The organism is Nostoc sp. TCL240-02 (genome assembly GCF_013343235.1).
Classification (GTDB): Bacteria; Cyanobacteriota; Cyanobacteriia; order Cyanobacteriales; family Nostocaceae; genus Nostoc.
In genome coordinates this window covers 1,314,824-1,341,106 of record NZ_CP040094.1, presented here as the reverse complement: position 1 = coordinate 1,341,106, position 26,283 = coordinate 1,314,824, and the positions used below count along the sequence as shown (strand labels likewise).

At 41.0% G+C, this 26,283-nt stretch carries 19 protein-coding genes and 1 other RNA gene; 11 read left to right on the top strand and 9 right to left on the bottom strand.

The genetic code is table 11. The features are described from left to right. Positions 1-28: 28 nt before the first annotated feature. Positions 29-1,231, bottom strand: coding sequence for a phosphoglycerate kinase (gene pgk, locus FBB35_RS06005; RefSeq protein ID WP_174708904.1), 1,203 nt, complete (start codon positions 1,229-1,231; stop codon positions 29-31). 89 nt (positions 1,232-1,320) lie between these two features. Between pgk and FBB35_RS06000 the strand changes: the two genes are divergently transcribed. After that, the gene (locus tag FBB35_RS06000; RefSeq protein WP_174713536.1) at positions 1,321-1,737 is read left to right on the top strand and encodes a universal stress protein; all 417 of its coding nucleotides are present in this window, start codon (positions 1,321-1,323) and stop codon (positions 1,735-1,737) included. 301 nt (positions 1,738-2,038) lie between these two features. Here the strand turns inward: FBB35_RS06000 and FBB35_RS05995 are convergent, their stop codons facing one another. Together FBB35_RS05995 and FBB35_RS05990 are read right to left on the bottom strand one after the other, a co-directional pair. Then, positions 2,039-2,749, bottom strand: a complete 711-nt coding sequence (locus FBB35_RS05995; RefSeq protein ID WP_174708903.1) for a GDYXXLXY domain-containing protein — start codon at positions 2,747-2,749, stop codon at positions 2,039-2,041. A 190-nt stretch (positions 2,750-2,939) separates the two neighbouring features. Then, positions 2,940-4,355: a DUF2157 domain-containing protein gene (locus FBB35_RS05990; RefSeq protein WP_174708902.1), complete on the bottom strand. Its 1,416-nt coding sequence runs from the start codon at positions 4,353-4,355 to the stop codon at positions 2,940-2,942. 228 nt (positions 4,356-4,583) lie between these two features. Here FBB35_RS05990 and FBB35_RS05985 point away from each other — a divergent pair, with 228 nt between their 5' ends. Then, positions 4,584-5,555 (top strand): RsmB/NOP family class I SAM-dependent RNA methyltransferase, encoded by a 972-nt coding sequence (locus FBB35_RS05985; protein ID WP_174708901.1) that lies wholly within the window; start codon positions 4,584-4,586, stop codon positions 5,553-5,555. A gap of 569 nt (positions 5,556-6,124) precedes the next feature. Next, on the top strand, positions 6,125-6,574 hold the full coding sequence (locus FBB35_RS05980) for an NUDIX hydrolase (protein WP_174708900.1): 450 nt from the start codon (positions 6,125-6,127) through the stop codon (positions 6,572-6,574). A 384-nt stretch (positions 6,575-6,958) separates the two neighbouring features. On the opposite strand, the gene FBB35_RS05975 is transcribed toward FBB35_RS05980, so the two are convergent. The 3 genes from FBB35_RS05975 to pip form a co-directional block, all read right to left on the bottom strand. Beyond that, a complete protein-coding gene (locus FBB35_RS05975) occupies positions 6,959-7,750 on the bottom strand; it encodes a GH25 family lysozyme (RefSeq protein WP_174708899.1) in 792 nt (263 codons plus the stop codon). A 97-nt stretch (positions 7,751-7,847) separates the two neighbouring features. Next, positions 7,848-8,480 carry a DUF4232 domain-containing protein gene (locus tag FBB35_RS05970; RefSeq protein WP_174708898.1) on the bottom strand — a complete coding sequence of 211 codons (633 nt, stop codon included), beginning with the start codon at positions 8,478-8,480 and terminating at the stop codon, positions 7,848-7,850. A gap of 151 nt (positions 8,481-8,631) precedes the next feature. Next, positions 8,632-9,570, bottom strand: a complete 939-nt coding sequence (gene pip, locus FBB35_RS05965; protein ID WP_174708897.1) for a prolyl aminopeptidase — start codon at positions 9,568-9,570, stop codon at positions 8,632-8,634. A gap of 104 nt (positions 9,571-9,674) precedes the next feature. Here pip and FBB35_RS05960 point away from each other — a divergent pair, with 104 nt between their 5' ends. The 5 genes from FBB35_RS05960 to queF all read left to right on the top strand — a co-directional run bounded on the left by FBB35_RS05960 (position 9,675) and on the right by queF (position 11,524). Then, entirely contained in the window at positions 9,675-9,941 is a 267-nt protein-coding gene (locus FBB35_RS05960; RefSeq protein ID WP_174708896.1) for a YciI family protein, read from the top strand. Between the two features lie 37 nt (positions 9,942-9,978). Next, positions 9,979-10,075, top strand: an RNA gene (gene ffs / locus FBB35_RS05955) — signal recognition particle sRNA small type. A gap of 25 nt (positions 10,076-10,100) precedes the next feature. Next, on the top strand, positions 10,101-10,484 hold the full coding sequence (locus tag FBB35_RS05950) for a phasin family protein (protein ID WP_114085360.1): 384 nt from the start codon (positions 10,101-10,103) through the stop codon (positions 10,482-10,484). A 160-nt stretch (positions 10,485-10,644) separates the two neighbouring features. Then, complete coding sequence (locus FBB35_RS05945) at positions 10,645-11,043, top strand: hypothetical protein (protein ID WP_174708895.1); 399 nt, start codon at positions 10,645-10,647, stop codon at positions 11,041-11,043. An 82-nt stretch (positions 11,044-11,125) separates the two neighbouring features. Next, positions 11,126-11,524 carry a preQ(1) synthase gene (queF, locus tag FBB35_RS05940; RefSeq protein ID WP_174708894.1) on the top strand — a complete coding sequence of 133 codons (399 nt, stop codon included), beginning with the start codon at positions 11,126-11,128 and terminating at the stop codon, positions 11,522-11,524. A 195-nt stretch (positions 11,525-11,719) separates the two neighbouring features. Here the strand turns inward: queF and pstS are convergent, their stop codons facing one another. From pstS to FBB35_RS05925, 3 genes are all read right to left on the bottom strand, one after another. Beyond that, positions 11,720-12,814 carry a phosphate ABC transporter substrate-binding protein PstS gene (gene pstS / locus FBB35_RS05935; protein WP_174708893.1) on the bottom strand — a complete coding sequence of 365 codons (1,095 nt, stop codon included), beginning with the start codon at positions 12,812-12,814 and terminating at the stop codon, positions 11,720-11,722. Between the two features lie 118 nt (positions 12,815-12,932). Beyond that, positions 12,933-14,330: a cytochrome c biogenesis protein gene (locus tag FBB35_RS05930; RefSeq protein WP_174708892.1), complete on the bottom strand. Its 1,398-nt coding sequence runs from the start codon at positions 14,328-14,330 to the stop codon at positions 12,933-12,935. A gap of 30 nt (positions 14,331-14,360) precedes the next feature. Continuing rightward, positions 14,361-15,101 carry a cytochrome c biogenesis protein CcdA gene (locus tag FBB35_RS05925; protein WP_163928706.1) on the bottom strand — a complete coding sequence of 247 codons (741 nt, stop codon included), beginning with the start codon at positions 15,099-15,101 and terminating at the stop codon, positions 14,361-14,363. Positions 15,102-15,282: 181 nt separating this feature from the next. Here FBB35_RS05925 and FBB35_RS05920 point away from each other — a divergent pair, with 181 nt between their 5' ends. From FBB35_RS05920 to FBB35_RS05910, 3 genes are all read left to right on the top strand, one after another. Further along, positions 15,283-22,392, top strand: coding sequence for an AAA family ATPase (locus FBB35_RS05920; RefSeq protein WP_174708891.1), 7,110 nt, complete (start codon positions 15,283-15,285; stop codon positions 22,390-22,392). A 470-nt stretch (positions 22,393-22,862) separates the two neighbouring features. Next, positions 22,863-25,448: an adenylate/guanylate cyclase domain-containing protein gene (locus FBB35_RS05915; protein ID WP_174708890.1), complete on the top strand. Its 2,586-nt coding sequence runs from the start codon at positions 22,863-22,865 to the stop codon at positions 25,446-25,448. 262 nt (positions 25,449-25,710) lie between these two features. Then, positions 25,711-26,202: a hypothetical protein gene (locus tag FBB35_RS05910; RefSeq protein ID WP_174708889.1), complete on the top strand. Its 492-nt coding sequence runs from the start codon at positions 25,711-25,713 to the stop codon at positions 26,200-26,202. The last annotated feature ends 81 nt before the right edge of the window (positions 26,203-26,283 follow it).

The window sequence follows — 26,283 nt, the reverse complement described above, 5'->3', positions numbered from 1 at the left end:
TTTTTCAATAGTTTAAGAGATAATTTTCTTACGCATCATCTAAAGCTGCAATTCCAGGCAATACTTTGCCTTCAAGTAGCTCCAAGCTAGCGCCGCCGCCGGTGGAAATGTGGCTCATTTGGTCTGCTAAACCAACCTTTTCCACAGCCGCTACTGAGTCACCACCACCAATGATGGTTGTTGTACCAGTTTTACCAATTTCAGCGAGAGTATGAGCGATCGCTTCCGTACCTGCCGCAAACTTATCAAACTCAAATACACCCATTGGCCCGTTCCAAATTACCGTTTTGGTATCTGCAAGGGCTTCTTGGAAAAATTTCACCGAGTCTGGCCCAATATCCAAACCCATCCAACCATCGGGGATATTCTCAATGCTAACGGTTTGAGAATTGGCATCAGGAGCAAAGTTATCTGCCAATACCACATCTGTGGGCAGCAATAAAGCAACACCCCGTTCTTTAGCCTTAGCTTCCAAAGACTTCGCTAGTTCTAGCTTGTCTTCTTCTACCAACGACTTACCAACACTCAAACCACGGGCTTTGTAGAAGGTGAAAATCATCCCACCGCCAATAATCAGCTTGTCGCACTTCTCCAGCAGGGTTTCAATTACGCCAATTTTGCTGGAAACTTTGGAACCGCCAATAATTGCCGCCAAAGGACGTTGGGGATTTTCAATAGCGTTTTGCAGATATTGCAATTCCTTCTCAACTAAATATCCAGCCACAGAAGGGCTGAGGAATTTAGTCACACCTTCAGTAGAAGCATGGGCGCGGTGTGCAGTACCAAAAGCATCATTCACATAAAAATCAGCATTAGCTGCCAACTTTTTGGCAAATTCTGGGTCGTTTTTCTCTTCTTCTGGATAAAAACGGACATTTTCTAGTAATAGCACTTGGCCATTTTGCAAAGCGGCAACTTTCGTTGCAACTTCATCGCCGATGGAGTCATCAGTTTTAATGACTTCTTGCCCTAGTAACTCAGAGAGACGCTTGGCAACGGGAGTTAGGCGTAATTTGTCATCCACACCCTTGGGACGGCCAAAATGACTTGCGAGAATGACTTTAGCACCCTTCTGCGTTAAATCTTGGATGGTTGGTAGAGCGGCACGAATGCGAGTATCGTCGGTAATCTGGCCTTGATCGTCCACAGGCACATTAAAGTCAACCCGCACTAAGGCACGTTTCCCAGATATATCAGCTGAAGATAAACTTGCTAAACTTTTTTTGGACACACCAAACTCTCCTGATTGCCTTTTTGTTATTGTTTTGAAAGTAGAACCATCAAGATTTTACCGGAGTCAGGGGTACCCAAGTGACAGAGATATTTAAGACAGTACTATTTCCTATCGATCAAAGCCGGGAAACGCGGGAAGCTGCTGATGTTGTTACCAACGTAGTCAAAAAGTATGGCAGTCGTTTGGTGCTGCTGTCTGTGGTAGAAGAACCGCCTCCAGATGCTCCAGATGCGCCTAGTGCAGATCCGATGGTCTCACCAGAAGTAGTTGCAAAACTGCTAGAAAATGCCCAATCTTTATTTTCTGGGCAAGGAATTCAATCCGAAATTCTAGAAAGGCAAGGTAAACCAGCTTTTACTATCTGCGATGTCGCTGATGAAATTGGGGCCGATTTAATTATCATGGGATGCCGGGGGCTAGGCTTGACTGAAGAGGGAGCGGATGATAGTGTGACAACTCGCGTGATTAACCTTTCCCCTTGCCCAGTGCTGATTGTGCCTTAGTAATCTGTTAAGCAAATAAGATTGCACATTGAGATTGCAGGGGAGTAGGGGGCAAGGGAGAGGTTTTGCAGCTTTTATTACCATGAAAATGATGCAATTTAAATGACGATTAGCTTAGTAGTCAGTGTCCCCAGCAATTAATTATGCCTTATCCAAAACCCTTGTAGAGGCGTAGCAATGCTACATCTGTACAAGGGTTTTCGGAAAAGTTTAATGACAAACAGAAAATTCTGAGCGCCACCAGGTGACGCTCAGAACTTTGGAAATAAACTTTCCATGTTTACATACTTTACCTAAGAGCTTAAAAGCGATAGTTGCGATCGCGTACCCACATACTAACTGGAACTGCTTTACCCTGTGGATCTACTTTCGCCTTCACCACAATGGGGGGTACTTGTCCTCTGCGGGCGCGTTGGGTTCGCAAATCGTTGCTAATCTGCTGGCGTTGGTTTTCTGGGATGTAATAGGTTTCCAAGCCGTAGTTAACGGAACCATCCTGATAAACACCTTTTAAGGCCACCTGATTGGCTCTTAGAGATGTTGGGCGATCGCTACTGACTCGTAACGGTCTCCAAGCTCTAGGAACACCATTACCATAAGATATTTGCTCTTGCAAAGTCACGTAGATATTGGTTCCTTCAGGCAATCTTCTGCCGCTTCCACGACCTTTGCTGACTATTGTTTGCCAACCAGGTAATCTCCTCAAATTTGCGGGACGGGATATGTTGTAATCTAACGCTAAGGTATTACCGTCTAGTACATTGTTTGGGTCTACAGGTACGGTTTGCAAAATCACCGTTTTACCTGTCACATCTGTATAAACGGCTTGGGCTGGTACTGCCATAATTAACCCTGTTTGCAGCGCCAGGGGAGCTAGTAACCGCCAAAAAGGTAAGGGCTTATTCGATTTTTGTTCAGTAGCAATCAAGTAATCCCGAAAAGTCACCTTACTGGAAAACTCGGCTTCGGGAGACAAGGTTTTATTTTTAGATTCAGAAGAACTATTAGTCATGAGCGTAGTCCTAAAAAGCAGAGGAATTGAGGAGGTCAAAAGTAACGAGATTAGGACTAACGCAGAGAAACTTTAAAAATTTTGATGCACAGAGATAGAGATGTTGATGATGGGGAAAATCCTGAATTCTGAATTCTGAATTCTGAATTCTGTTAGCGTTGTGGAGCGTTTAGCCCATTCTGAATTTGTACTACTTTTTACTTGCACTACCACCAGGTAAACGGCGTTCAAACCAGAGTCCAGCGCTAATTAAAGCGGAACCGCACAAGATAAAGACTAGAGACTTGAAAAGTAAGTCGGTGTCGTACTCTTGCACGCGACTGATAATTTGCAGTGTCACTAACAACATACCACCCCAAAAGGAACTTCTGTTGCTTAATTTCAATCCTTCTTGAATTAGTCCCCATGCTAATGTTGCTAGAAGTACATTGAAAATAAAAACACCAAGTTCATCAATCCGACTGATAGTTTGATGCCAAAAAGGTACTATGGCAATAAAGGCAAGAAAAGTACCAATAACAGCAGTTGTGAAAATCACTTCGCGGCGCGGAGGATTATTTCTTTGACGAAGTAGAAATAACCATTGCAATACCGCCAAGCCACTGAGAATCCCCAAATCGATGATCGGCAGAGACTGGAATAAGTTTGTCAAGTTCGTTGGCTGATTATAACCATAATTTTGAGATTCCCAAACCCAACGAAAAGACAGAACATAAAACACACCACCAAAGCTAACCAACGCCAAATTACGGGCCAGAGATTGAAACAATCTGTAATTTATGGTTGGAAACAGCAGATCATCATAACTCCAGAATAATGCAGGTGGGAGTGCAAAAGCAAAAGATGCCACCCAAGGCGCTATATCAGCATAATTCAGCAGTGGCAGAGGATTAAGGTTAGCTTGTAAGGAACTAGCGAAAACAAAGGCTGCTAGACCAAAAATCCAGCGTGATCGGCAGAAGTAGGCTAAGGGGACAAACACCAGCCATGCCAACAAAGGCAAATGTTGCACCACTAACCGCGACCAAGTTAACTCTCCTGTTGCGTACCATAAGTCTTCTAATCCCGTCCAATACCCGATTTCCACGAGGATAATTGACAGAATTCCTAAAGAATTTATGCACAAACTGAAGGCCATCACCACAACACCCAATCCCCAGGCGAGAAAAAGTTGGGAAGTTGAACCGGCGATATTGAACATCTGGGCCATCAGCAGTATATTTGCGCCGAAAATGAAGGCGCTTAAAATGAGCAATCCTTCTCCCAGTAAGCGTTTACTTTTTTGCGGCTTCTTCCCTTCAGGTGTTATCCAATTGTAAAAACCGGTAATCGCGATCGCAAAAAACAAACTCATCATCAGAATAAATTTGACTTCCCGCGAACCTCCTTGCCAGTTTCCTGATACAAAAGTAATTATGCCTAAGCACAGAAGGATGCTGCCTACAGCGATCGCGATCGCTTTATTGCGATCGCGTACAGCAGCTTCCAGGTTTTTAAATTGATAACGTTCTGCTATTTGCTCATACAGCGAAGAACTAATTAATCCTTCATCCCTCCATAGTTGTGCTTCTTTGCGTAACTTTTGCGGAAAACTATCTAAGAACATGACCTTCTCCGGTGCAGTGGGGTAGCTTGGCCATTGCGTTCTGAATGGCGGTCATTATATTTTGAGTATGAAGCCAAAAGGCTTGATTACATTGTTCTTGTGTAACAGTTTGATTTGGATTTTGATACAACCTAATTCGTAATTAAGAAGCGTCATCTTTCATATTGATTTCCACACAATTGCATCTCCACTCTGATTTGTGAAAAATTTTATTATTTATATATCCAGATGGAAAAACCTTCTAATTTATTACTTAAAGTCTCACGGCGTTTGTTCGCTAATCTAGATGAACAAGAAAAATTTATTGAGGCTTTAATGAATCCTCAGCCTTTTTCACCCAGTATTCTTTGGTGTAAAGAAAAGCTAGATTTTTCACCTTTAGCAGTGGAAACACCAACCTATTGGCAACCACAATTTACTGACCGTTTATGCTTGGGAGAAAAACCCGGTCAGCATCCCTTACATCAACAAGGATATTTCTATTGTTTAGATTTCTCTTCGATATTTGCAGCTACTACTTTGTTAGCAATTCCTCAGTCAGTGCGTTTAGTTTTTGATATGTGTGCCGCACCAGGAGGCAAAAGTATCTTCGCTTGGAAAGCTTTGAAACCGGAATTACTCATCAGTAATGAAGTAATTGGTAAACGTTTAGGAATGCTAATTTCTAATTTGAAACGTTGCCAAATTACTTCTAGTGCAGTAGTTAATAGAGATTCGAGTATCTTTGCCGAAATGTTTCCCTGCTTTAGCAACCTAGTAATAGTAGATGCTCCTTGTACTGGACAGTCTTTACTGGCTAAAGGTGAAAAAGCACCCGGATGTTTTCACCCAATTGCTATTAACAAAAGTGCAAATCGGCAAAAGCGAATTATAGCTAACTCTGCTAAACTTGTTTCACCACAAGGCTATTTAGCTTATATGACTTGCACATATTCACCCGAAGAAAATGAGCAAGTTTGCGAATGGTTTTTGGAACGCTTTCCCCAGTTTCAGGCGATGGAAATTAGTAATTTAACTAAATATCAGTCGCATTTAACTACAATACCTTGTTATCGGATGTTTCCTCAAGATAGATTAGGTGCTGGTGCGTTTACAGTTTTATTTAAAAATACTAATGAAAATCAAGATGAGCAGAAAGAAGTAGATTTAAATGCAATATCTTCGCTGTATATCTACCAAAATCTGAAAAAGTCAACTTAATTACATTGGTGGTATATCCTCTGGTTTAATGCCAGAAGATGTGATATTTATAAGAGGGCTGCATTTGTCAATTAGCCATCAGGAGTACACTTTTTAAGTGAGTTGACTTTATATTAATTAAGTCCATAGATATTGCAATTCTTATATAGATGCAAAACGTGGTATGTACAAAACATTTTTCATCTAGCTAAACTTCAACCCAACCCTTTTAAAACTTCATAATCTCCTTCCCAGTTCTAACTGTGAATGCAACTAGAAGGCTCCGCCTCTGGTCTCAGCGGCAGACTTAAATAAGTGGGCATGAATAAAAGGTTTGTATTCAGGGCTAGAGCTGCTTACTACGAGCCAATTTACTTGATTTTATATTCCTTAACATAGTTTGATGTATTCTTGCCCACAAACAAGATGACAAGATTAATAAAAAACTTTTAATAATTAACTTTTATGGATAATAAAATTCTTTAACCTCATCCTAACCTAAATTTAACCAAAACTTATCCGGTATCAGCGTTAGACTTTTTGAAATAATCATTATACAAAAAAGCTAAACCGTACAGGATGCAAATTACATGAGTCGAAAAGTCAGCAAAGTGTTTAAACAGTCTGGGGCGATTCCTTATAGAGTGAACAATGGCAAAGTTGAAATCTTGCTAATCACGACCCGTAACTTTCAACACTGGGTGATTCCAAAAGGAGATATTCCTAATGGCATGAGTCCGCCCGCTTCAGCTGCCAAAGAAGCTTGGGAAGAAGCAGGGGTGATTGGGCAGGTAGACACTAATGAACTGGGCACTTACAAGTACCGCAAAGGAGGTAAAAGTTATCGTGTCAAGATGTATTTGTTACCAGTTGAGATGCTGAGTGAAGATTATCCAGAAGCAAGTAAAAGAAAACGGCAGTGGGTAGAAGTGGCTACAGCTATCAGGTGGGTTAAGTTTAGTTCACTCAAACGAATCATTAAAGGTTTTTTCCAGGTTAAATCTCACTTTTGTGCATTTCAAGATACTAGTCATATATAGAAATACATATTAAATAAGTATAATTAAATTACGCCAAAAAGCCTAGTTCGTAATCAGCAATTCATCGTTAATAGAAAGTTTTACTAGGACTAAAGTCCTTACCCTCCGGGTTCGTTAGTCGCTCATGGGGGAAACTCCTTGGCGCTAGCCTCTCCCTTTAGGAGAAGACTGCGCTAACTCACTATAAACTTTAATTTATTTACGCCTAGCTACTTATTGAGAAGTCATCGAAGCAACATAAGCGACTTTCAATAAGTAGCTACATATTTAAAACAACTGGGCTTGCTAATCAAAAGAAGTAAATATTGAGACACAAAGAATCACTTATCTTTACATCAATTTGATAGTGAGCATGGGTCTATTTATTGAGTAAGCTTATCCATTCTAAATCCACAGTAAAGCTACCCAAGTTTTTATACCGACAATCCCATCAGCTTGCAATTTCTTAGATGTTTGGAAACTAACAATTGCATTCTTAACTGACTCAGAAAATTTCCCATCAATGGCATCATTATATAATCCAATATCTTTTAATTGCTGTTGTAATTGTTTGACCCTTAGCCCAGAATCTCCTAGCTGTAAACCATTAAATCTATTCAAATCGGCTCGACCACTAACACCAGCTACACCAGAGATATCACCTTCATATTGATGGATTAGGTATTGCCCCTGCCAAGCGCCAGGAATACTTGGGTTCTGAGTTCCGTAGTGGGCAATCCATAACGGATAACTCGCAAAATCGGATGGATTGTCAAGTTCTTGCCAGAAACTAGGGAAAGTATAAATAATTGGTTTAATTGCTTTTTTCGTTTGTTGTAAAAGGGCTTTTTCCACCTCTGCTAACCACAGTTTAGCTGCACTAATTACAGCTTGGCTATTTACTTTGTCAGTTACCTCTACATCCAGAACTGGTGGTAAGTCTCCTGGTTCTAATTTCCCCAACGTTTTTAAGAATTCCTGTGCTTGCTGAACCGGGTCAGATGTATGGGGATGAAAGAAATGATAAGCACCCCGAATAATACCAACCGTTTTCATAGTTTGCCAGTGATGAGCAAAAGCAGAGTCTTTAATACTAACTCCTTCTGTGGCTTTGACAAACGCAAAGGTTTTACCAGAGTTTTTTACAGCCGTCCAATCTACTCTGCCATCTTGATCGGCAACATCAATTCCTAGCATAAAATCCTTAACCTTTTTGAACAGTACAATACTGGACTTATCAGAAGCTCTAATCAAATTTATGCTATTTTTAGATTTTTTAGTAAATTACATAAATTTACAAGACTGCTTGTACTGGGGTCACTCTGACTTTGCCTGTACAAGGCTTGATTTCTTCTGTGACGGTAAGGTGCTGGTAAGCATTCGGAGGCGTGATTTCAATCTTATTAGAAATTGGGCAGTTTTCCTGGGGCGAACTAATGTGATTATATGCTACTTGAAATGAGGCTTGTTTTCCAGGAGCTAGAGTTACTTGTTGTCGAGGTTGCTGACTCGAAAAATAAGTGTCTTTGGAGCGAATAACTTTAATTCCTTGCAAAGGTTGATCTTTTGCATCCAGTAGTGCCAATCCCGGATAACCGTAGAGGGTGCAAGGAGATGAGGCGTTATTGGTGAAGGCGTAGGTGAGGGCAACATTCCCAACGCCAGCATCTTCGGAGACTCGGCGTACTGACAATTGGCTAGTTTCACAGCGCGTCGGATTTTTAGAAATAGTGGGTTCAGGGGTAGAACTGTCTGTAGTTTTTGCAGTTGGTGTAGGTTTTGAGGTCAACACAGTTGCCTTCGTCGGCTGTTCAGTGATTGCTGGTAAGGCTTGTGGCTGTTTTGTAACAGAGGGAGAACTGACACAGCCTGTTGTCACCGCAGTCAGGAGCAACAACATACTGCTTTCCATAATTAGAATTCGCATATCTCTTTTTTTGTAGTGAACTACTTACACTGATGCTTTATATATAGTGTAAGTTTCCCATTTCACAAGGGATTGCTTTGTTGAGGGTTTGGTCTTACATCCCCTTTTTTTGGGGAACTTCTCTGTTCTACAAGCTCAGTATTCAACCGAATTAAATATTATCTGTTGCTTCAATCAAAGCACTACGAATTCCTGGTTCGCTCATCGAATGCCCAGCATCAGGAACCACTATAAATTCCGCTTCTGGCCAAGCTCGATGTAATTCCCAAGCTGATATCATTGGGCAGACTACATCATAGCGTCCCTGAACAATTACAGCCGGAATATGGCGGATACGGTCTACATTTAAGAGTAATTGATCTTCTGTTTCAAGAAAGCCCTTATTCATAAAGTAATGGCATTCAATGCGTGCGAAAGCTGAAGCAAATTCGCTCTCGCCAAACTTTTGCATGAGTTCTGGGTCTAAAAAAAGTCTACTGGTACTAGCTTCCCAAATTGACCAAGCACGCGCCGCTGCTAATTGAATTTCTAAATCGGGACTGGTCAAGCGTTTGTAATATGCTGCGATCATATCATCACGTTCTGCGATCGCAATTGGTTTGAGATATTCTTCCCAAGCATCAGGAAAAATATAGCTAGCACCCTCTTGGTAAAACCATCGCAACTCTTTTTGCCTCAGCATAAAAATACCACGAAGAATTAATGCTGTGCAGCGAGAAGAATGGCTTTGGCTGTAGGCTAATGATAAAGTGCTACCCCAGCTACCACCGAAAACTGCCCACTTTTCTATACCTAAATGTTGGCGCAGTTTTTCGATATCATTGACTAAATCCCAAGTGGTGTTTTCTCGTAACTCAGCATGGGGCGTACTTTGACCACAACCACGCTGGTCAAACATCACTATCCGCCATTTTTCTGGGTGGAAATATTGCCGATAAAAAGGTGGACATCCACCACCAGGCCCACCGTGTAGCAAAACGATGGGTTGACCTTGGAGGTTTCCTGACTCTTCAAAATGAATGGTATGTAGGTCGGAAACCTGTAAACTACCTTCTAGGTAAGGCTCGATCGCTGGGTAAAGTTCTCGCATTCTAGAAATTTTATCAGTAATGTTGTGATTGCGATCGCTTGCCTTCGGGAGCTTTGATTATTCCCAATCCAAAATCCAAAATTATTACGAGAGGTCGCAAGTAAATGCCGTGGTTTGTCAAAATTGAAGAAGGGAAAGTCGATAAACCTACCTTTGACCAATATGTACCTGCTCACAAAGCCTACATCCAGGACTTGATTGCTAAAGGACACAAAGCACGAACGGGCTATTGGGCAGAACAAAGAGGCGGAATGTTGCTGTTTGAGGCAGCCTCTAAGGAGGAAGCAGAAGCAATTGTCGCTGATGACCCGTTGGTAAAACACGGCTGTGTCAAATATCAACTTTACGAATGGCGAATTGTTATGGAATAACACACACTTACTGGTTTTTCATGTTATGCTTTTAGAAGACCTGGATCTATGCGATTGCAACACCCAAATCTTGTCAGAACCGGAAGGTAGCAGCAACACGGGAGGCTTGTAATAGGCGTAGTCTCCGGGTCGCCCTATTTTTAGGAGCGGTCAGCAACAATGGCTGGTTTTGGAGATATTGTTCAAAAAGCTTTTTACCTCGGTGTTGGATTAGCTTCTTACGCAGGTGAGAAAGCAGGGGGAAAATTAGCCCAAGTGCGATCGCAAGTCCAAAAACTGGCAGATGAAATGGTGGCAAAGGGCGAAATGAACACAGAAGAAGCCCGCCGCTTTGTTGAAGAAATGATGAAGCAAGCCCAACAAGCCCAACCATCTGCTGAAACCTCCGAGAAAACACCTCCTTCGGAACCTCGCCGCATTGAAATTTTAGAGGAAGATGAAGAACCAACGGTGAAAGAGGGATCAAGTGATGAGAATGTGGATAAATTGCGTCAAGAAGTGCTAGACCTGCAAAATGAGTTAAAACGATTGCAACGCGATTAATAAAAAGTATTTTTTACTCGATATAACTGGCAATAAGTGGAACTTTGACATGGCACTTCATATAGAAACTTGATAAGATACATTGCCTAGTGTGTATTCTAGTGCTTCCACCCAGATAACACAAAGCGTCCTGTTTATAGCCTGCAAAGGTGTCAAGTTTATGGAACAGTGGCAAAAGGATTTAGCAGAAATCGTTGAAACAGTGGCTGATGAAGTAGAGCGTTTCTTCCTGGAAATGAGTGAAATGGTTGACGCTTTTTTTGAGCTAACGGAAGAAATTACTGAGCAAGTCCCTAATATTGTTACTGAAGTCGATCAGTATTTACAGGATTTAGCTGAACCAATGTTGGAGGCTTACTGGGAACTGGAAGACATGGTAGCAGATGTAGATCCAGGTTTTCCTTATTCAGTTGAACCTACAGCTGAAAAAAATCCTGCGTGCATCGGTTGTACTCATTACCACGGTCAAGTTTATAGTGGTAATTTGTTAGTTTGTGCTATGCATCCCCACGGTTGTGAAGATGAGAATTGTCCAGACTGGGAGAAGGAAGAGTATTGAGGAGGGAGTAGAGACGCGAAAAATCTTTGTCTGTACAAAATTAATAAAAAGACGTAAACATAAGTAAAATAACCAATGACAAATGACAACTGACAAATTCCCTGAAATGAAGTATGGTGAACGCGATATTGCGGAAGGTAAATTAATTACCTTTCCAAATCCGCGTATGGGGAGACGATATGACATTAATATTACTTTGCCGGAATTTACTTGTAAATGTCCGTTTTCCGGCTATCCTGACTTTGCGACAATTTACGTTACATATATACCTGATGAACGGGTAGTAGAATTGAAGGCGCTTAAACTTTACATTAACAGTTACCGCGATCGCTATATTTCCCACGAAGAATCTGCCAATCAAATTTTGGACGATTTTGTCGCTGCTTGTGATCCGTTAGAAGCCACTGTGAAAGCAGATTTTACACCTCGCGGTAATGTACATACTGTGGTTGAAGTGCGTCATCATAAGTACCCATCATAAAAACTTTGGGTATTGCTGAATGGTGATATGAATCTGGATGTAGAGACGTTGTAATCCAACATCTCTACAAGGATTATGAAATTACGCAAAATTATTTTTCATACTCCAATTAGCAATGCCAAACTTTGGTTTTTAGTGAACACGAACATTTTTACTCAGGTTGATTAAGCGGACACGATCTAAACTAAAAACTAGTTATTTTGCAATTTTGTTTGCAGCAGATTGTACTTGAAGCACAACTTTTTTAGATAAAGGAATATATCCGAGTTCCAAACTGGATTTTTGCCCCTCAATCAAAGCCCAATCAATAAATTTTTTTAGCGCTTCACCTTTGACTCTGTTTGGATATTGCTGATAAGTTAAGAGCCAGCTATAAGTAACGATGGGATAAGACTGGGAACCTGTAGGATCGTTGATAAAAGCAATTAAGTTATCGGCGGGTAACTTCACTGACTCCAAGGTTTGAGCTACAGATTCTGGTGTAGGCGTAATATAATTACCAGATTTATTTTCCAAAGCAGCCACAGGAAGTTTATTTTGTTTGGCGTAGATGTATTCTACATAGCCAATAGCTCCTGGGATCTGTTGAACTAAGGCAGTAACACCTTCGTTACCCTTTCCACCAATTCCCACTGGCCATGCGACAGCTTTACCTGCTGCAACTTTGCTTTTCCATTCTGGACTTATAGCACTTAGATGTTGCGTCAACACACTTGTAGTTCCACTACCATCAGTGCGGTGTACAACCTGAATCGGTAGATTGGGCAAATTTACGCCTGGATTAGCTACAGCTATTCTCGGATGATTCCAATTCGTAATTTTTCCGAGAAAAATATCTACATAAACTTGGCGTGATAGCTTTAAACCATTTGGCAGATTGACTGGAGGTGACTGGGGGGCGGACGTGAGATTGTAAGCTAGCACTATGGAACCAGCAGTCATGGGTAAAGCAATCACTCCCCTGTTGATCTTAGCTGCTTGTTCATTTGTAATTCCCACATCACTAGCTGCAAAGTCTACAGTACCTTCAATAAGCTGTTGTACTCCAGCGCTGCTTCCTATAGCTTGATAGTTAATTTCCACATTGGGATTTTGCTGGTTGTAATCTGAAAGCCAGCGTTCGTACAAAGGCGCAGGAAAACTTGCCCCAGCACCAACGAGAGAAACGTGCTTGATTTTTTTATTATCGGTAGTACAAGAAGCGATACTCAACAATATAGCGATTACAGGTAGTAGGCAAACCCGTCGTTTAGATTGAAGTTGAGCAGATATACAAAACTTTAGTTCCAATGCTTAATAATTTTCCAATCTGTAGCTGTGTAGGTGTAATTAATTGTAAAACGAGAAAAATAAATTTGAAATGCAAAGGTACGCAAATTTTTCACTTATACTATGCGTACCTTTGCATTTAAACTTCAATAGCCGTCTCTTTTTCCTCAATTTTTGGCTCTGAACTAAGCCGATCTAAAATTTCTAAAACCTCTTGTTCAAAAGCAACTTGGGCGCGGTTAGTTTTGCCACCAACATATAAGAGATCGCCTTTTTGCAATGCCCATATTTGTGAATGAGAAAAGTAACTCATCACCACACCCAACATTAGTAAACCAAATCCTGAGTAAACAATTGGTATGCCTGGATCGGCTTTAATTTGTAAGCCAGTGCTGCCAATAACATCCAGAATTTTCAACTTCACGCCATTGACTTCGGTTGACATCCCAGCGCGGACAGTATCAACTAATTTACCCTTGGGATCATAAATTAATACCATCCCTTGCAAGTCTTTGGCTAGCAAAGAGACACCCTCACTCAAATCCGGTTTAGTAGGAACCCACGTACCCCAAATGCGCCCTTGTCCTTTGGTGTTCAATAGCGCCATTGGTAATTGAAAAATCGGGCTATTGTTAAATTGGACGCGAACACCTGCAATTCCCCAATCAGTTTGGTAGAAGGTTATGCCCCGATAGCGCAGAGGCTCGTTGACAAAAATCTTTTTGTGGTCAACTTCCTCTCCCTGCTTATTTAAGACAGACATATCGGAATAAAATTGATCGATGCCACCAGATGGAGTGTAGTCAATCCAAAAACGATTGACGCGCACAGACCAATCTTTCGAGACTTGGGCAGCTATTGGGCCAGCATCGACAATATTTGTCACTTGAAATGTATCGCCACTGGCAATCATTTCCTGTGCCATAAACCCAGTCATCGCCCCCCAAATTCCCCCTAGTAGAATAGCTACGATACCAATATGAACAATAATTGGACCAATGCGTCCGACTATTCCTTTGCGGGCATAGAGGATATTTTCTTTTTCTTGATCTGGAAAAATTTTATAGCGGCGTTTCTGTAATAGTTGGCTGAGAGAATTTAGAGAACCATTATCTAGTTCTGCACTTAAAGCTAATTTTTGAAATTGCCGTGGTTCTTCGTAATATTTCCAGCGCTGGGCAGCTTTTAAAGCTGGTAACTGACGGGTAAAAGAACAAGCAGTTAAGCTAGTGCCAAATAAGATAAGTAATGCCAGAAACCACCAGGTACGATATACATGGTCTAACCCAACTACCTGAATTACCTTCCAAGTTAAGAAACCAAATAAAGCTGGATGTTCTGGGTAGTTAGCCTGATAAAATGCAGGTGGCTGACCTTGCTCAATTACAGTTCCGGTGGAACTAAAGATTGCAATCAACAGCAGTAGTGCGATCGCTAGTCGTAAGTTAGTCAGTACGGGCAAAAGCTCTTGCCGTAAGTAATTGCCAGGTCTTGCCCACCATTTTAATTCTTTGGATGCTGAATCTTCTAAAGTCATTAGGTGTAAAATCTAACAAAGGTATTGATATTAAAAACTGCCAAGGGGAATCCGAGAAATTAAGGAAAATACACCGAATCCTACCAACAGCGCCCCGCTAACTGGGTTAATCCAACCAGACCAGCGACGCAATTCTAGTAATTTTTTAATTGAAGCTGTAAAAGTACCCGCCAAAATCAATGGTGCTACATAACCTGCTGTGTACGAAAGTAGCAAAACAGCGCCTAAAATTAAGTCTTGAGTATTGGCAATCCAACCCAGTAAACTGGCTAAAACAGGCGTGCTACAAGGAGATGCAACTAAGCCAAAAGTCAGCCCCAGTAAATAAGAACGCAATCCTATAGGTAAATCTTGCGAAATCCAATTCGTTTCGCCCAAGGATGGAAATTGCAGAGGTAGTGCTTCTAGTAAGTTCAGCCCCATGAGAATTGCGATAATGCTGACGATAATCGGCAAACCAATTCCCACTTGTCCATAGACTTTTCCTACCAAAGCTGCTATTATTCCCATCCCGGCTAATGTAGTTGCTAATCCTAAAGCAAACCAAGTTGATTGGGCAGCTGCTTGCAAGCGGTTTTTGGCTTCATAACCGCCGATGTAACCAATGGTAATTGGCAGCATAGAAAGCATACAGGGTGTAAGACTGGTGAGCAAGCCAGCGCCAAAGATGATACCAACGCTGACCACGCTAAGGTGTGCCAGTTGGTTAGAAACGAGGCTGTTGGCAAATTGTTCTAGTTGGTAAATTTGGGTTTGCAGGTTATCAAACATGGGGAGTTTCTGAGCGGGAAATGCTTACTCTGCTTGAATTGTAGCTTATTTTTGTCTGTAGAGTTAACAGAAGTGATTATCCAAAGCTGATATCATCTAAATTTCATCTGTCCAAAGAAATGTATCTAAAATACAAGTAAGCTCGAATTATCTCGGAAGAAGCACGGCTGGAGCATTTAGCATGATGATTGCATTACCCGGATTTAAAATTGTCACTTTGTTAAAAGCAGGGGTAAAAGCAGTCATATACCGTGGAATCAAGATTAAAGACCAGTGTCCGGTAATTATCAAAGGGCTACGTCCAGAACAGTGTACACCCAATAATATTGAACAACTCAAACGTGAGTATGCGATCGCTCAAAGGTTAAATATCCCCGCCGCAGTCAAGGTATACGCCTTAGAGATGCACCAGGGAATCCCTTATTTGATTATGGAGGATTTTGAGGCGCGATCGCTCGATCAATTGCTAGACCAATTTCAAGAACCTGTTTCGTTCTTAAAGATTGCGATTGAAATCACCAGCAAACTCGCACAAATTCACACTCGTAACATTGTCCACAAGGATATTAAGCCGCAAAATATCTTAGTTAATCTCGACACCAGTCAGGTTAAAATCGCCGATTTTGGAATTGCTGCTTTTATTCCATATCAGCAGCAAATAGTTAGCAGTTCCAGTCGCATTGAAGGCAGTTTACCTTATCTTTCACCTGAACAAACCGGACGGATGAATCGAGGAATTGACCATCGTAGCGATTTGTATTCACTGGGAGTCACCTTTTATGAGATGCTGACAGATCAGCTACCATTTCAAGGCAAAGACCCCTTAGAGTGGGTGCATTGTCATATTGCCCAATCTCCGCCATCTCCGAAAAAGCTCAACGATGATATTCCCCTTATGCTCTGTGACATCATTATCAAATTGTTGTCGAAGGTTGCAGAACAGAGATATCAAAGTGCTTTAGGTTTGCAATTTGATTTGGAACAGTGTTTAAAACAATTGGAAACAACTGGAGAAATTCAATCCTTTATTTTGGGTGAGCAAGATATCTCAAAACGCTTTCAAATTCCTCAAAAATTGTATGGACGAGAACAAGAAATTGCCAAGCTTCTCCAAGCATTTGAGCGAGTTGTTAGCCAAGGAAAACCAGAACTTGTCCTCGTCTCTGGCTATGCTGGGATTGGTAAATATTCTTTAGTTAAGGAGATTCACAAGCCCATTGTCAAAGAACGTGGCGTTTTTATATTTGGTAAATTCGATCAGTATAAACGAGATATTCCTTACTCCACCATTGTTCAAGCTTTTAAAACACTTGTTAGACAAATTTTAACTGAGCCTGAAGAACAACTTGCCAATTGGAAAAAGCGAATACAAATAGCATTAGGGAACAATGGTAGATTAATCACCGATGTAATTCCAGAAGTTGAATTAATTGTTGGAGAACAGCCACCTATACCAGAATTAGGGCCTTCTGAATCTCAAAATAGATTTAATTTAGTATTTCAGAATTTTCTCAGTGTATTTTCGCAAAAGGAACATCCACTCACTGTTTTTTTAGATGATATGCAGTGGGCAGACAGCGCTACTTTAAATTTAATTCAAACCGTCATTACTGGGTCTAGTATCCATTATCTCTGCTTTATTTTAGCTTATCAAGATAATGAAGTAGATGTTGTGCATCCCTTTAGTTTAATGATGGAGAAGATTTGCCAGCAGGGAGTAAGAAAAACTGAAATTATTCTTACTCCTTTAAATCTTGTTCATGTAAATCAATTGATTGCTGATACATTGCATAGTTCAGCAGAACGAGTAGAACCTCTTGCTCAATTGATTATCCAAAAAACTGATGGTAATCCTTTCTTTATCAATGAATTTCTGAAAACACTGCATCAAGAAAATCTGCTAATTTTTGACCCCCGTCAATCTCTCCTTACCAAGGGGGTAAAAGGGGGGTGGCAATGGGATCTAGCTCAGATTGAAGCCCAAGGTATTACAGATAATATTGTCAGCTTGATGATTGGGCGGATGCAAAAGCTACCAGCCGCAACTCAAGAAGTGCTTAAATTAGCCTCCTGTATTGGTAATCGCTTTGATCTAGAAGTTTTAGCGATCGTTGGTGAACAATCTATTCAAGAAACAGCAAATGCCCTTGTTGAAGCAATTTTAAGAGGATTAATTATCCCTATAGAGTCAGATGAAAGTGCTGGTAGAAACTATCGTTTCTACCATGACCGAGTTCAACAAGCTGCATACTCCTTAATTGCTGATGAATCAAAGTCGGTAGCTCATCTGAAGATTGGGCGACTTTTACTAAAAAATTCCAGTTATGAACAAGTTAACGAGCAAATTTTTGATTTAGTTAATCAACTAAATCTCGCGGTTCATCTGATTATTGAACAGACAGAAAAAGATGAGTTGGTAAGATTGAATTTAATCGCTGCTAAGAAAGCAAAAGCATCTATAGCCTACATTCCTGCTAAAAGATTTTTTAGCGTTGCCATGAATCTTTTAGCTGAAAATACCTGGATAGAACAATACGAACAAACATTTACTTTATTTAGAGAACTAGCTGAATGTGAATTCTTAACCGGAAATTTAGAACAAGCAGAACAACTATTTGAATTACTATTGCTCAAAGCAGAATCTCATGTAGACAAATCTAATATTTATATGTCGCAAATCAGACTCTATCAAGTCGCAGGTAGATTTGAAGAGGCGCTGACATTGGGATTAGAAGCTTTAAAACTTTTTGAGGTGACATTCCCTGATACAGATGAGGAAGTGAAAGCTGCGATCGCAATTGAAAGAAACCAGATATCAACTAATCTAGATAACAGACAAGTCTCAGATTTAATTAATGCTTTAGTAATTGAAGACCCCAATATTAAAACAGTAATTAGTCTGTTGACAACTTTGGGCCCGCCTACTTATCTTGGTAGACCTCATCTCTTTCCTTTAGTCGTACTGAAAGCAGTTAACTACTCACTCAAGTTTGGGAATACGGAAGATTCCTGTTTTGCTTACAGTATGTACGCCATGTTGTTGGTTTCTATCTTCCATGATATTCCTACAGGTTACGCATTTTCTGAGATGGCAATTCAATTGAATGAAAAGTTTCACGACTTGAAACTTAGAGGAGTTGTTTTACACATTCATGGAAGCCATATTAACGTTTGGCGTAACCACATTGCTAGCGATATTCCTTTTTTAGAACTGGGATTTATTAGCTGTGTGGAAGCAGGCGATGTGACGATGGCAAACTACAATGGTTATCAAGGCTCGTGGCAAATTATCCAGTTAGGTTTTCCACTTGCAGAAACATACAAATCGCTAGAAAAATATACTGCATTTGCCTGCCAGTCTAAACATGAGGCTGTCTATCAGACAATCAGACTACAGCAGATGTTGCTGATGAATCTGCGCGGACTTACTTACCAAAGGTTGACTCTAAGTAATGATGAATTTGATGAATCCTACGCTTTATCTATTATTAAAGATGCAGGTTTTGTCAGTGGAATTATTTTTTATAATATTATTAAATTAATTATCTTTTTTACATATAGAGAATATACAGAAGCACTAAAATGTGCATTAAAATTATCTCAATTTCCTATAGCAACACTGGCATTACCCATTGAAACAGATTATATTTTATATTACTCACTGACTTTAACGGCTCTTTATTCAACAGTATCTTTTTCAGAGCAAGAACAGTTTTTACTAACTCTAAAATCCCATCAACAACAATTGCAATACTGGGCTTATCACTGCCCTGAAAACTTCTTACACAAGTCTCAATTAGTAGCTGCTGAAATAGCTCGAATTAAAGGTCGAGACTTGGAAGCAATGAGCTTGTATGAGCAATCAATTACTTCAGCCCGTGAGCAGGGATTTGTACAATATGAAGCTTTGGCTAATGAGCTAGACGCTAAGTTTTACTTTGAGCGAGAGTTTGAATTAATTGCCAAAACTTACTTACAAGAAGCTAAAAATTCATATCTGCGCTGGGAGGCATCTGCAAAAGTTAAGCACCTCGAAGAATCCTATCCTCAGTTATTGCCACAACAACAGCTTACTTCTAACGGAACATTTATCACCACAGGCGAGCATTTAAACTTTTTATCGGTAGTTAAAGCTTCTCAAAGCATATCGAGTGAAATTGTTTTTTCGCGGTTGTTGAAGACATTAATGCAAATTGTCATCGAGCAAGTAGGAGGAGAAATCGGTTACTTATTGCTTGAACACGAGCAAAATCTGGTCATAGAAGTAGAAGCTAAGGTTAATTCCCAGGTTGAAAAACTCAATGTTTCTCGACCCGCATTTGATGGCGAAATTTCACAAGTTATTCCGCAATCAATGCTGAATTATGTTCAGCAAACTCAAGAAACAGTGATTTTGCAGAATGCTACTGAGCAAAATATGTTTTCTGGAGATGAGTATGTAATCCAGAAACAACCTAAATCTGTACTTTGTTTACCGATCGCGCGTCAGTCGAAATTACTTGGTATTTTATATTTGGAAAACAATCTTATCCCCAGCGCCTTTACACAGGAAAAACTTTCCGTACTAGAGATTTTGACAGTTCAAATTGCTATTTCTCTAGAAAATGCTCGTCTTTATCAAGGTTTAGAGAACAGTCAAGAACAGCTTAACCTGGCATTAAAATCTGGCAAAATTGGTGTTTGGAGTTGGGATATTGCCAATGATTTGTTTAACTGGGATCAGCAGATTTATCAACTATTTGGGTTAACACCTGAAACTTTTGTTGCAACCTTTGAATCCATCTTAGCTCGTCTGCATCCAGATGATAGCCCATTGCTGGCTCAATCGTTGAGCCGAGCGATTAACGAAGGCGTAGAGCATGATTTAGAATATCGAATTATTTGGGATGACAGCAGTATCCGCTACCTAGCCTGCCGGGGAAAAGCCTTTTTCAACGAAGTAGGTAAAGCTACACACATGAGTGGCATTGTACTTGATATCACAGATCGCAAACAAGCTGAAGCCGAACGTATCCAACTTATTCAAGAGCAAACCGCGCGACAAGAAGCAGAAACCGATCAGCAACAAGCAGCATTTTTAGCTCAAGTCAGTGCAACCTTGGCTTCTTCCCTCAATTACGAAAACACGCTAGCAAGTGTGGCAAACTTAGTTGTGCCTTACTTTGCTGATTGGTGTAGCGTTGATCTGCTACAAGACAACCAATCAATTAATCGGGTAGCAGTTGCTCACCGAGATCCAGAGAAAGTTAAACTCGGTTGGGAACTTCATCAGCATTATCCGAGAAAGTTGGATGAACCGGGAGGTGTGCCGAAAGTACTGCGTACAGGAATTCCTGAAATGGTAACTGAAATCTCAGATGCACTATTAGCAAAAGGCATCCAAAATGCAGAACATCTAAGGATTATACGTGAAATTGGTTTAAAGTCCTGTATAATGTTACCCTTAATGGCACGTGAAAGAATTTTTGGTGCAATTTCCTTTTTTACATCGGAATCAGAACGTCGTTACAGCACATCTGACTTGTCACTAGCTGAAGATATTGCCCATCGAGCGGCGATCGCCATCGATAATGCCCGCCTTTACCAAGAAGCGCAGCAAGCCCAAAAAACGGCAGAAATAGCCCTAGAGCGCATTGCCCGTCTCCAATCCATTACGGCTGCCCTTTCAGAATCGCTGACACCAGCCCAAGTCTCTGAGGTCATTGTAGAGCAGAGTATGGCTGCCTTGGGAGCGAATTCTGCCCTCGTTGCCTTACTAAATGAAAACAAGACTGAACTAGAAATTGTGCAGACGGTTGGTTATAACCAAGATTTGGTAGAAGCTTGGCGGCATTTTTCTATTGATTCACCTTCCCCTTTAGCCGAAGCTGTGCGGACTGGGCAACCTACTTGGATTGAATCGAAGCAAAATAGAATGGCTCGTTATCCTCATCTAGCTGAAGCTTACGCCCAATACGATATTGATGCCTGGATTTCTATTCCCTTGATGGTGGAAGGTTCGGCAGTGGGAGGTGTCACTTTAGGATTTGACCAACTTCAACTACTTAGTGGAGAGGATCAAGCCTTTATCTTGGCTGTTGCTCAACAATGCGCCCAAGCGATCGCTCGTGCCCACCTTTACGAAGCGGAACGAACAGCGCGAAACGCTGCAGAATCAGCAAACCGCATCAAAGATGAATTTTTAGCTGTGCTATCCCATGAATTGAGAACACCGCTTAACCCCATTCTGGGTTGGACAAAGCTGATGCGGAGTCGCAAACTTGACCAAGCAACAAGCGATCGCGCCCTCGAAACTATTGAGCGCAATGCCAAATTACAAACCCAATTAATTGAAGATTTGCTTGATGTTTCCCGTATCCTTCAGGGTAAACTCAACCTCAATTTCGGCCCCATTAATTTGGTATCAGTCATTGAAGCTGCGATCGAAACAGTACGTTTATCAGCACAGGCTAAGTCCATCGAGATTGAGACAATTTTTGAATCTGGTGTCGGGCAAGTTTTAGGTGATGGCAATCGATTGCAACAAGTCATTTGGAATATTCTTTCCAATGCAATTAAGTTTACTCCTAATAGAGGACAGGTAACAATTAAATTAGAGCAAGTTGGCTCACAGGTACAAATCTGCGTAACTGATACAGGTAAAGGGATTGTACCTGAGTTCTTACCTTATGTCTTTGATTATTTCCGTCAAGCAGATGGAGCCACAACCCGGAAATTTGGCGGTTTAGGTTTAGGATTAGCGATCGTCCGGCATCTTGTTGAACTTCACGGCGGAACTGTGCAAGTAGAAAGCCTGGGTGAAGAAAAAGGAGCAACTTTCACCGTCCGACTTCCATGTTTACAGGATGAAAGTAAAGGAATCAAAGATAAAATAAATACCTCCTCACTGCTGCCAGATCAGTCCTTACCTTTATCTGGCTTAAATATTCTCGTGGTCGATGATGATGCAGATATGCGAGAATTTTTACCTTTCATGCTGGAGCAATATGGTGCAACGGTGACAGCTGTAGCCTCAGCCATTGCAGCTTTAACTGCACTGAGTCAATCCCAGCCAAATTTGATTATTAGCGATATTGGGATGCCAGAAATGGATGGTTATATGCTGATGCGACAGATCAGGAGTCTGGAACCAGAGAAAGGTGGGACAATTCCCGCGATCGCTCTAACAGCCTATGCTGGAGAGATGGATTCTCGGCAAGCGATCGCAGCCGGATTTCAACAGCATATTTCCAAACCTGTAGATCCAGAAGAATTGGTAAAGGCGATCGGATCATTAATTAAAAGTTTGTAGTCAACGGCTCTAGTGGTCTGTCAATTTGATTTTGAGGGATAAAAGAACGAACCGCATAGACGCGGAGCGGCTTCCCGCAGAGTAGGACGCAAAGAGCGCAAAGGAAGAAAAGCTAAGAATGAGTTCACCCATTATATTTAATGGGACAGACTACTAGCCCTACTTTGTTCGCGTAGCATCTCAAAGAGAGGCCTGGATCTGCTCAGTACGGGATGCAGACAATATTGTTTTATCGTTTAAATCAGGGGTCTGACCCTCTATTCATCATCTGTATGCGTCAGTTGGAAGGGGTTCTGGTCAAGATATGGTTGTTGATAATTAACTTCCACCCTGATTCACAGGATGACGCTAGCTAAACAAGCGATTAAACTATGGATAATATCAAGGCATTGTTGCTTTTAGCACAACTTACATAAATTTCATCGCATTCTTAAATTTAAAATCTCATCCTGCTATATAAAATACCAGTTATGTCAGTGTATCAAGGAAGTTATGGGGAAACCACCGATTTGATTATTGGTGTTCACAACCAAGAAAACCTCGAATTACAAACAAATTCTGCTCCTGTGGGCGCTCTAGCCACAAGAAAAGGAAATTTTTCTACCTTTCTTGCTCCCCTGACTCAGGATACTTTTAAGCAGGTCGTTCAAGATGTCGAGCAAAAATTACAGATTGTCCATCAAACCCTATCAATGCTTGATTCTCAGGGGTTTGAAACTCTTCTGCAAGAAATGTTACATTCGATTACCCTGAAAACCGGGGAATTACTGGGGGCAGACCGGACAACGATATTTTTATTGGATGAAGAAAAACAAGAACTTTGGTCTATTTTAGCTGAGGGGGAAGGCGATCGCTCTTTAGAAATTCGTATCCCCGCCGATAAAGGCATTGCTGGGGAAGTCGCCACTTTCAAACAAGTTATCAATATTCCTTTTGATTTTTATTACGATCCGCGATCGCATTTTGCCCAAGAACAAGAAAAAAGAACTGGCTACCGCACTTACACTATGCTGGCTTTGCCACTGTTAAATGAACATGGACAGTTAGTTGCAGTAGTACAATTACTGAATAAATTAAAATCTGGCAATAATCACGCCGCTCCCCTTGCCGAACGTGTTGATACCAAAGGTTTTCTCTCTTGTGACGAACAATTATTTCAAGAATTTGCCCCTTCAATTCGCCTAATTTTAGAATCCTCGCGCTCTTTTTATGTCGCCACCCAAAAACAAAGAGCAGTGGCGGCGCTAATGAAGGCCATCAAGTCCCTCTCTCAAAGCAGCCTCGACTTAGAAGACACCCTGAAGCGGGTGATGGATGAAGCCAAGGAACTGATGAATGCCGATCGCAGTACACTATGGTTAATAGACCACGAGCGCCATGAATTGTGGACGAAAATCACTCAGGATGATGGTTCAACTAAAGAATTACGAGTCCCTGTAGGTAAAGGCTTTGCGGGTATAGTAGCGGCTTCTGGCAAAAAACTGAATATTGCCTTTGATTTGTACGACGATCCTGACTCTGATACAGCCAAACAACTCGATCAGCAAAATGGCTATCGTACCTGTAGCTTACTTTGTATGCCAGTATTTAACGCCGATCAACAACTGATTGGCGTTACCCAACTCGTAAATAAAAAGAAAACTGGTGATTTTCCCGCTTATAATCCAGCTGATTGGCCCAAAGCTCCCGATTGCTTCCAAGCTAGCTTTGACCGCAACGATGAAGAATTCATGGAAGCTTTTAATATTCAAGCGGGAGTAGCGCTACAAAATGCCCAGTTGTTTGCCACAGTCAAGCAACAAGAACAAATGCAACGAGATATTCTGCGTAGTCTTTCCAATGGAGTGGTTTCCACTGATAAAGCTGGGTTAATTATCGCCGCTAATGAAAGTGCCCAACGTTTGCTAGGACTGGGAATAGATGACCGTTTAGAAGGGAAATTAGTTAATGATGTCATCGGCATCAAAGAAGGTGACTTTAGCAAGTGGTACCAAGATGCTTTACATGCAGTTGACTTAAAAGGTCGCCAGCAATATTATCCCGATCGTACACTCATAACAACTGGTACAGAACAGCACAGTATTAATTTATCCATTAACACAATTGCCGATGCCAGCGACAACGAGCAAGTCCGGGGGGCGCTGGTGGTGATGGAAGATATCAGTGATGAAAAGCGGCTCAAAAGTACCATGTACCGCTACATGACCCAGGAATTAGCGGAAGAATTGCTGAAATTAGATGATGCTAAACTAGGAGGCGATCGCAAAGAAGTTTCGATTTTATTTTCTGATATTCGCGGCTACACCACTTTGACAGAAAATTTGGAAGCAGAAGAAGTGGTAAGTATGCTCAATGAATACTTTGAATCAATGGTGGAGGCAGTCTTTAAACATAAAGGCACTCTTGACAAATACATCGGCGATGCGATTATGGCTGTGTTTGGTTCTCCTCTTGCATTAGAAGAACACGCTTGGATGGCAGTGCAAACATCCTTAGAAATGCGCCATCGCCTGCACGAATTTAATCAACGTCGCTATGTAGATGATAAACCCAGAATTAAAATCGGCATTGGTATCAACTCAGATACCGTGATTAGTGGGAATATTGGCTCTAGTAAACGGATGGAATTTACCGCCATTGGTGATGGTGTTAATCTTGGCTCTCGATTAGAAAGTGTTAGTAAACAGTATGGTTGCGACATTATTATTAGCCATAACACTTTTAAACCCTGCCAAGATCATATATGGGCTAGGGAACTAGATTACATTCGTGTCAAAGGCAGAAATGAGCCAGTAGCTATATATGAATTACTCGGTTTACGTTCCAACCCGATTGAAAGCGAAAAATTGCAAGTGATTGAGCATTATCACAAAGGACGCGAGTATTATCTCAAACGCGATTTCAACCGTGCTAGGGCTGAATTTGCCCTAGTTTTAGCAGCAGACAACCAAGATAAAGCTGCTATGTTGCATCTTTTACGTTGTCAGCATTGGTTACAATCACCTCCAACAGAGTCAGATTGGGATGAAGGTGTCTGGACATTTCAAGAGAAATAACGAAATCGAACCACTAATTATCATCTTTTTTGAGTTTCCAACCAGAGACTGGAAACTCAAGAAAAATTGAGTATTTATTAAAAATCAAAATCTATTAAATTATTTTTTAAAATATCTTAATATTTCTCAATTAAGTTTAAGAAATCTTGGGGTTGGATTAAGAATCAATTAAGATAAGTCGCTTTGTAAAGGTTAGTTGATATTTCTTGTCAAACTGCTGGTGAAGTTAGAAACTAAGAAATACAACACACGCAATTATTTTATGACTGCTATTTCTAGCCTTGAATTCAAACGACCAATTTGGCAAACCGCTATAATATTAACTTTGGGCTTTTGGCTCAGTGCTAGTTTAGTTTTAGACTGGGTAATTATGCCTAGCCTTTATCTTTCTGGCATGATGAGTCAAGCTGGTTTTACAACAGCAGGCTATACGATTTTTTGGAACTTCAATCGGATGGAATTATTGTCTGCTGCTGTAGTACTGACAGGGGCATTAGCTTTGGGTAAAACCCAATATCACTGGCGCATTGGCAGTATTATTTTATCTGGACTGCTGCTAACTATAGCTGTGCTTGACACTTATTTCTTAACTCCGCAAATGTGCGCCGTAGGAGTTCAGCTAAACCTATTTGAAGCAGCGGCTGCTATTCCATCGACAATGAATTTACTACACGGTAGTTATTGGGTACTGGAAGTAGTTAAGTTGGTGGCTGGTGGCACACTTTTAAGCTGGTGCTGGCGGGAGCAAGTTTAAGTAGATGGAGAATTATAACGGTGAGAATATTTACTTATAAATCTCACACCAAAGACGCAAAGAAATTCTTTGCGTCTTTTT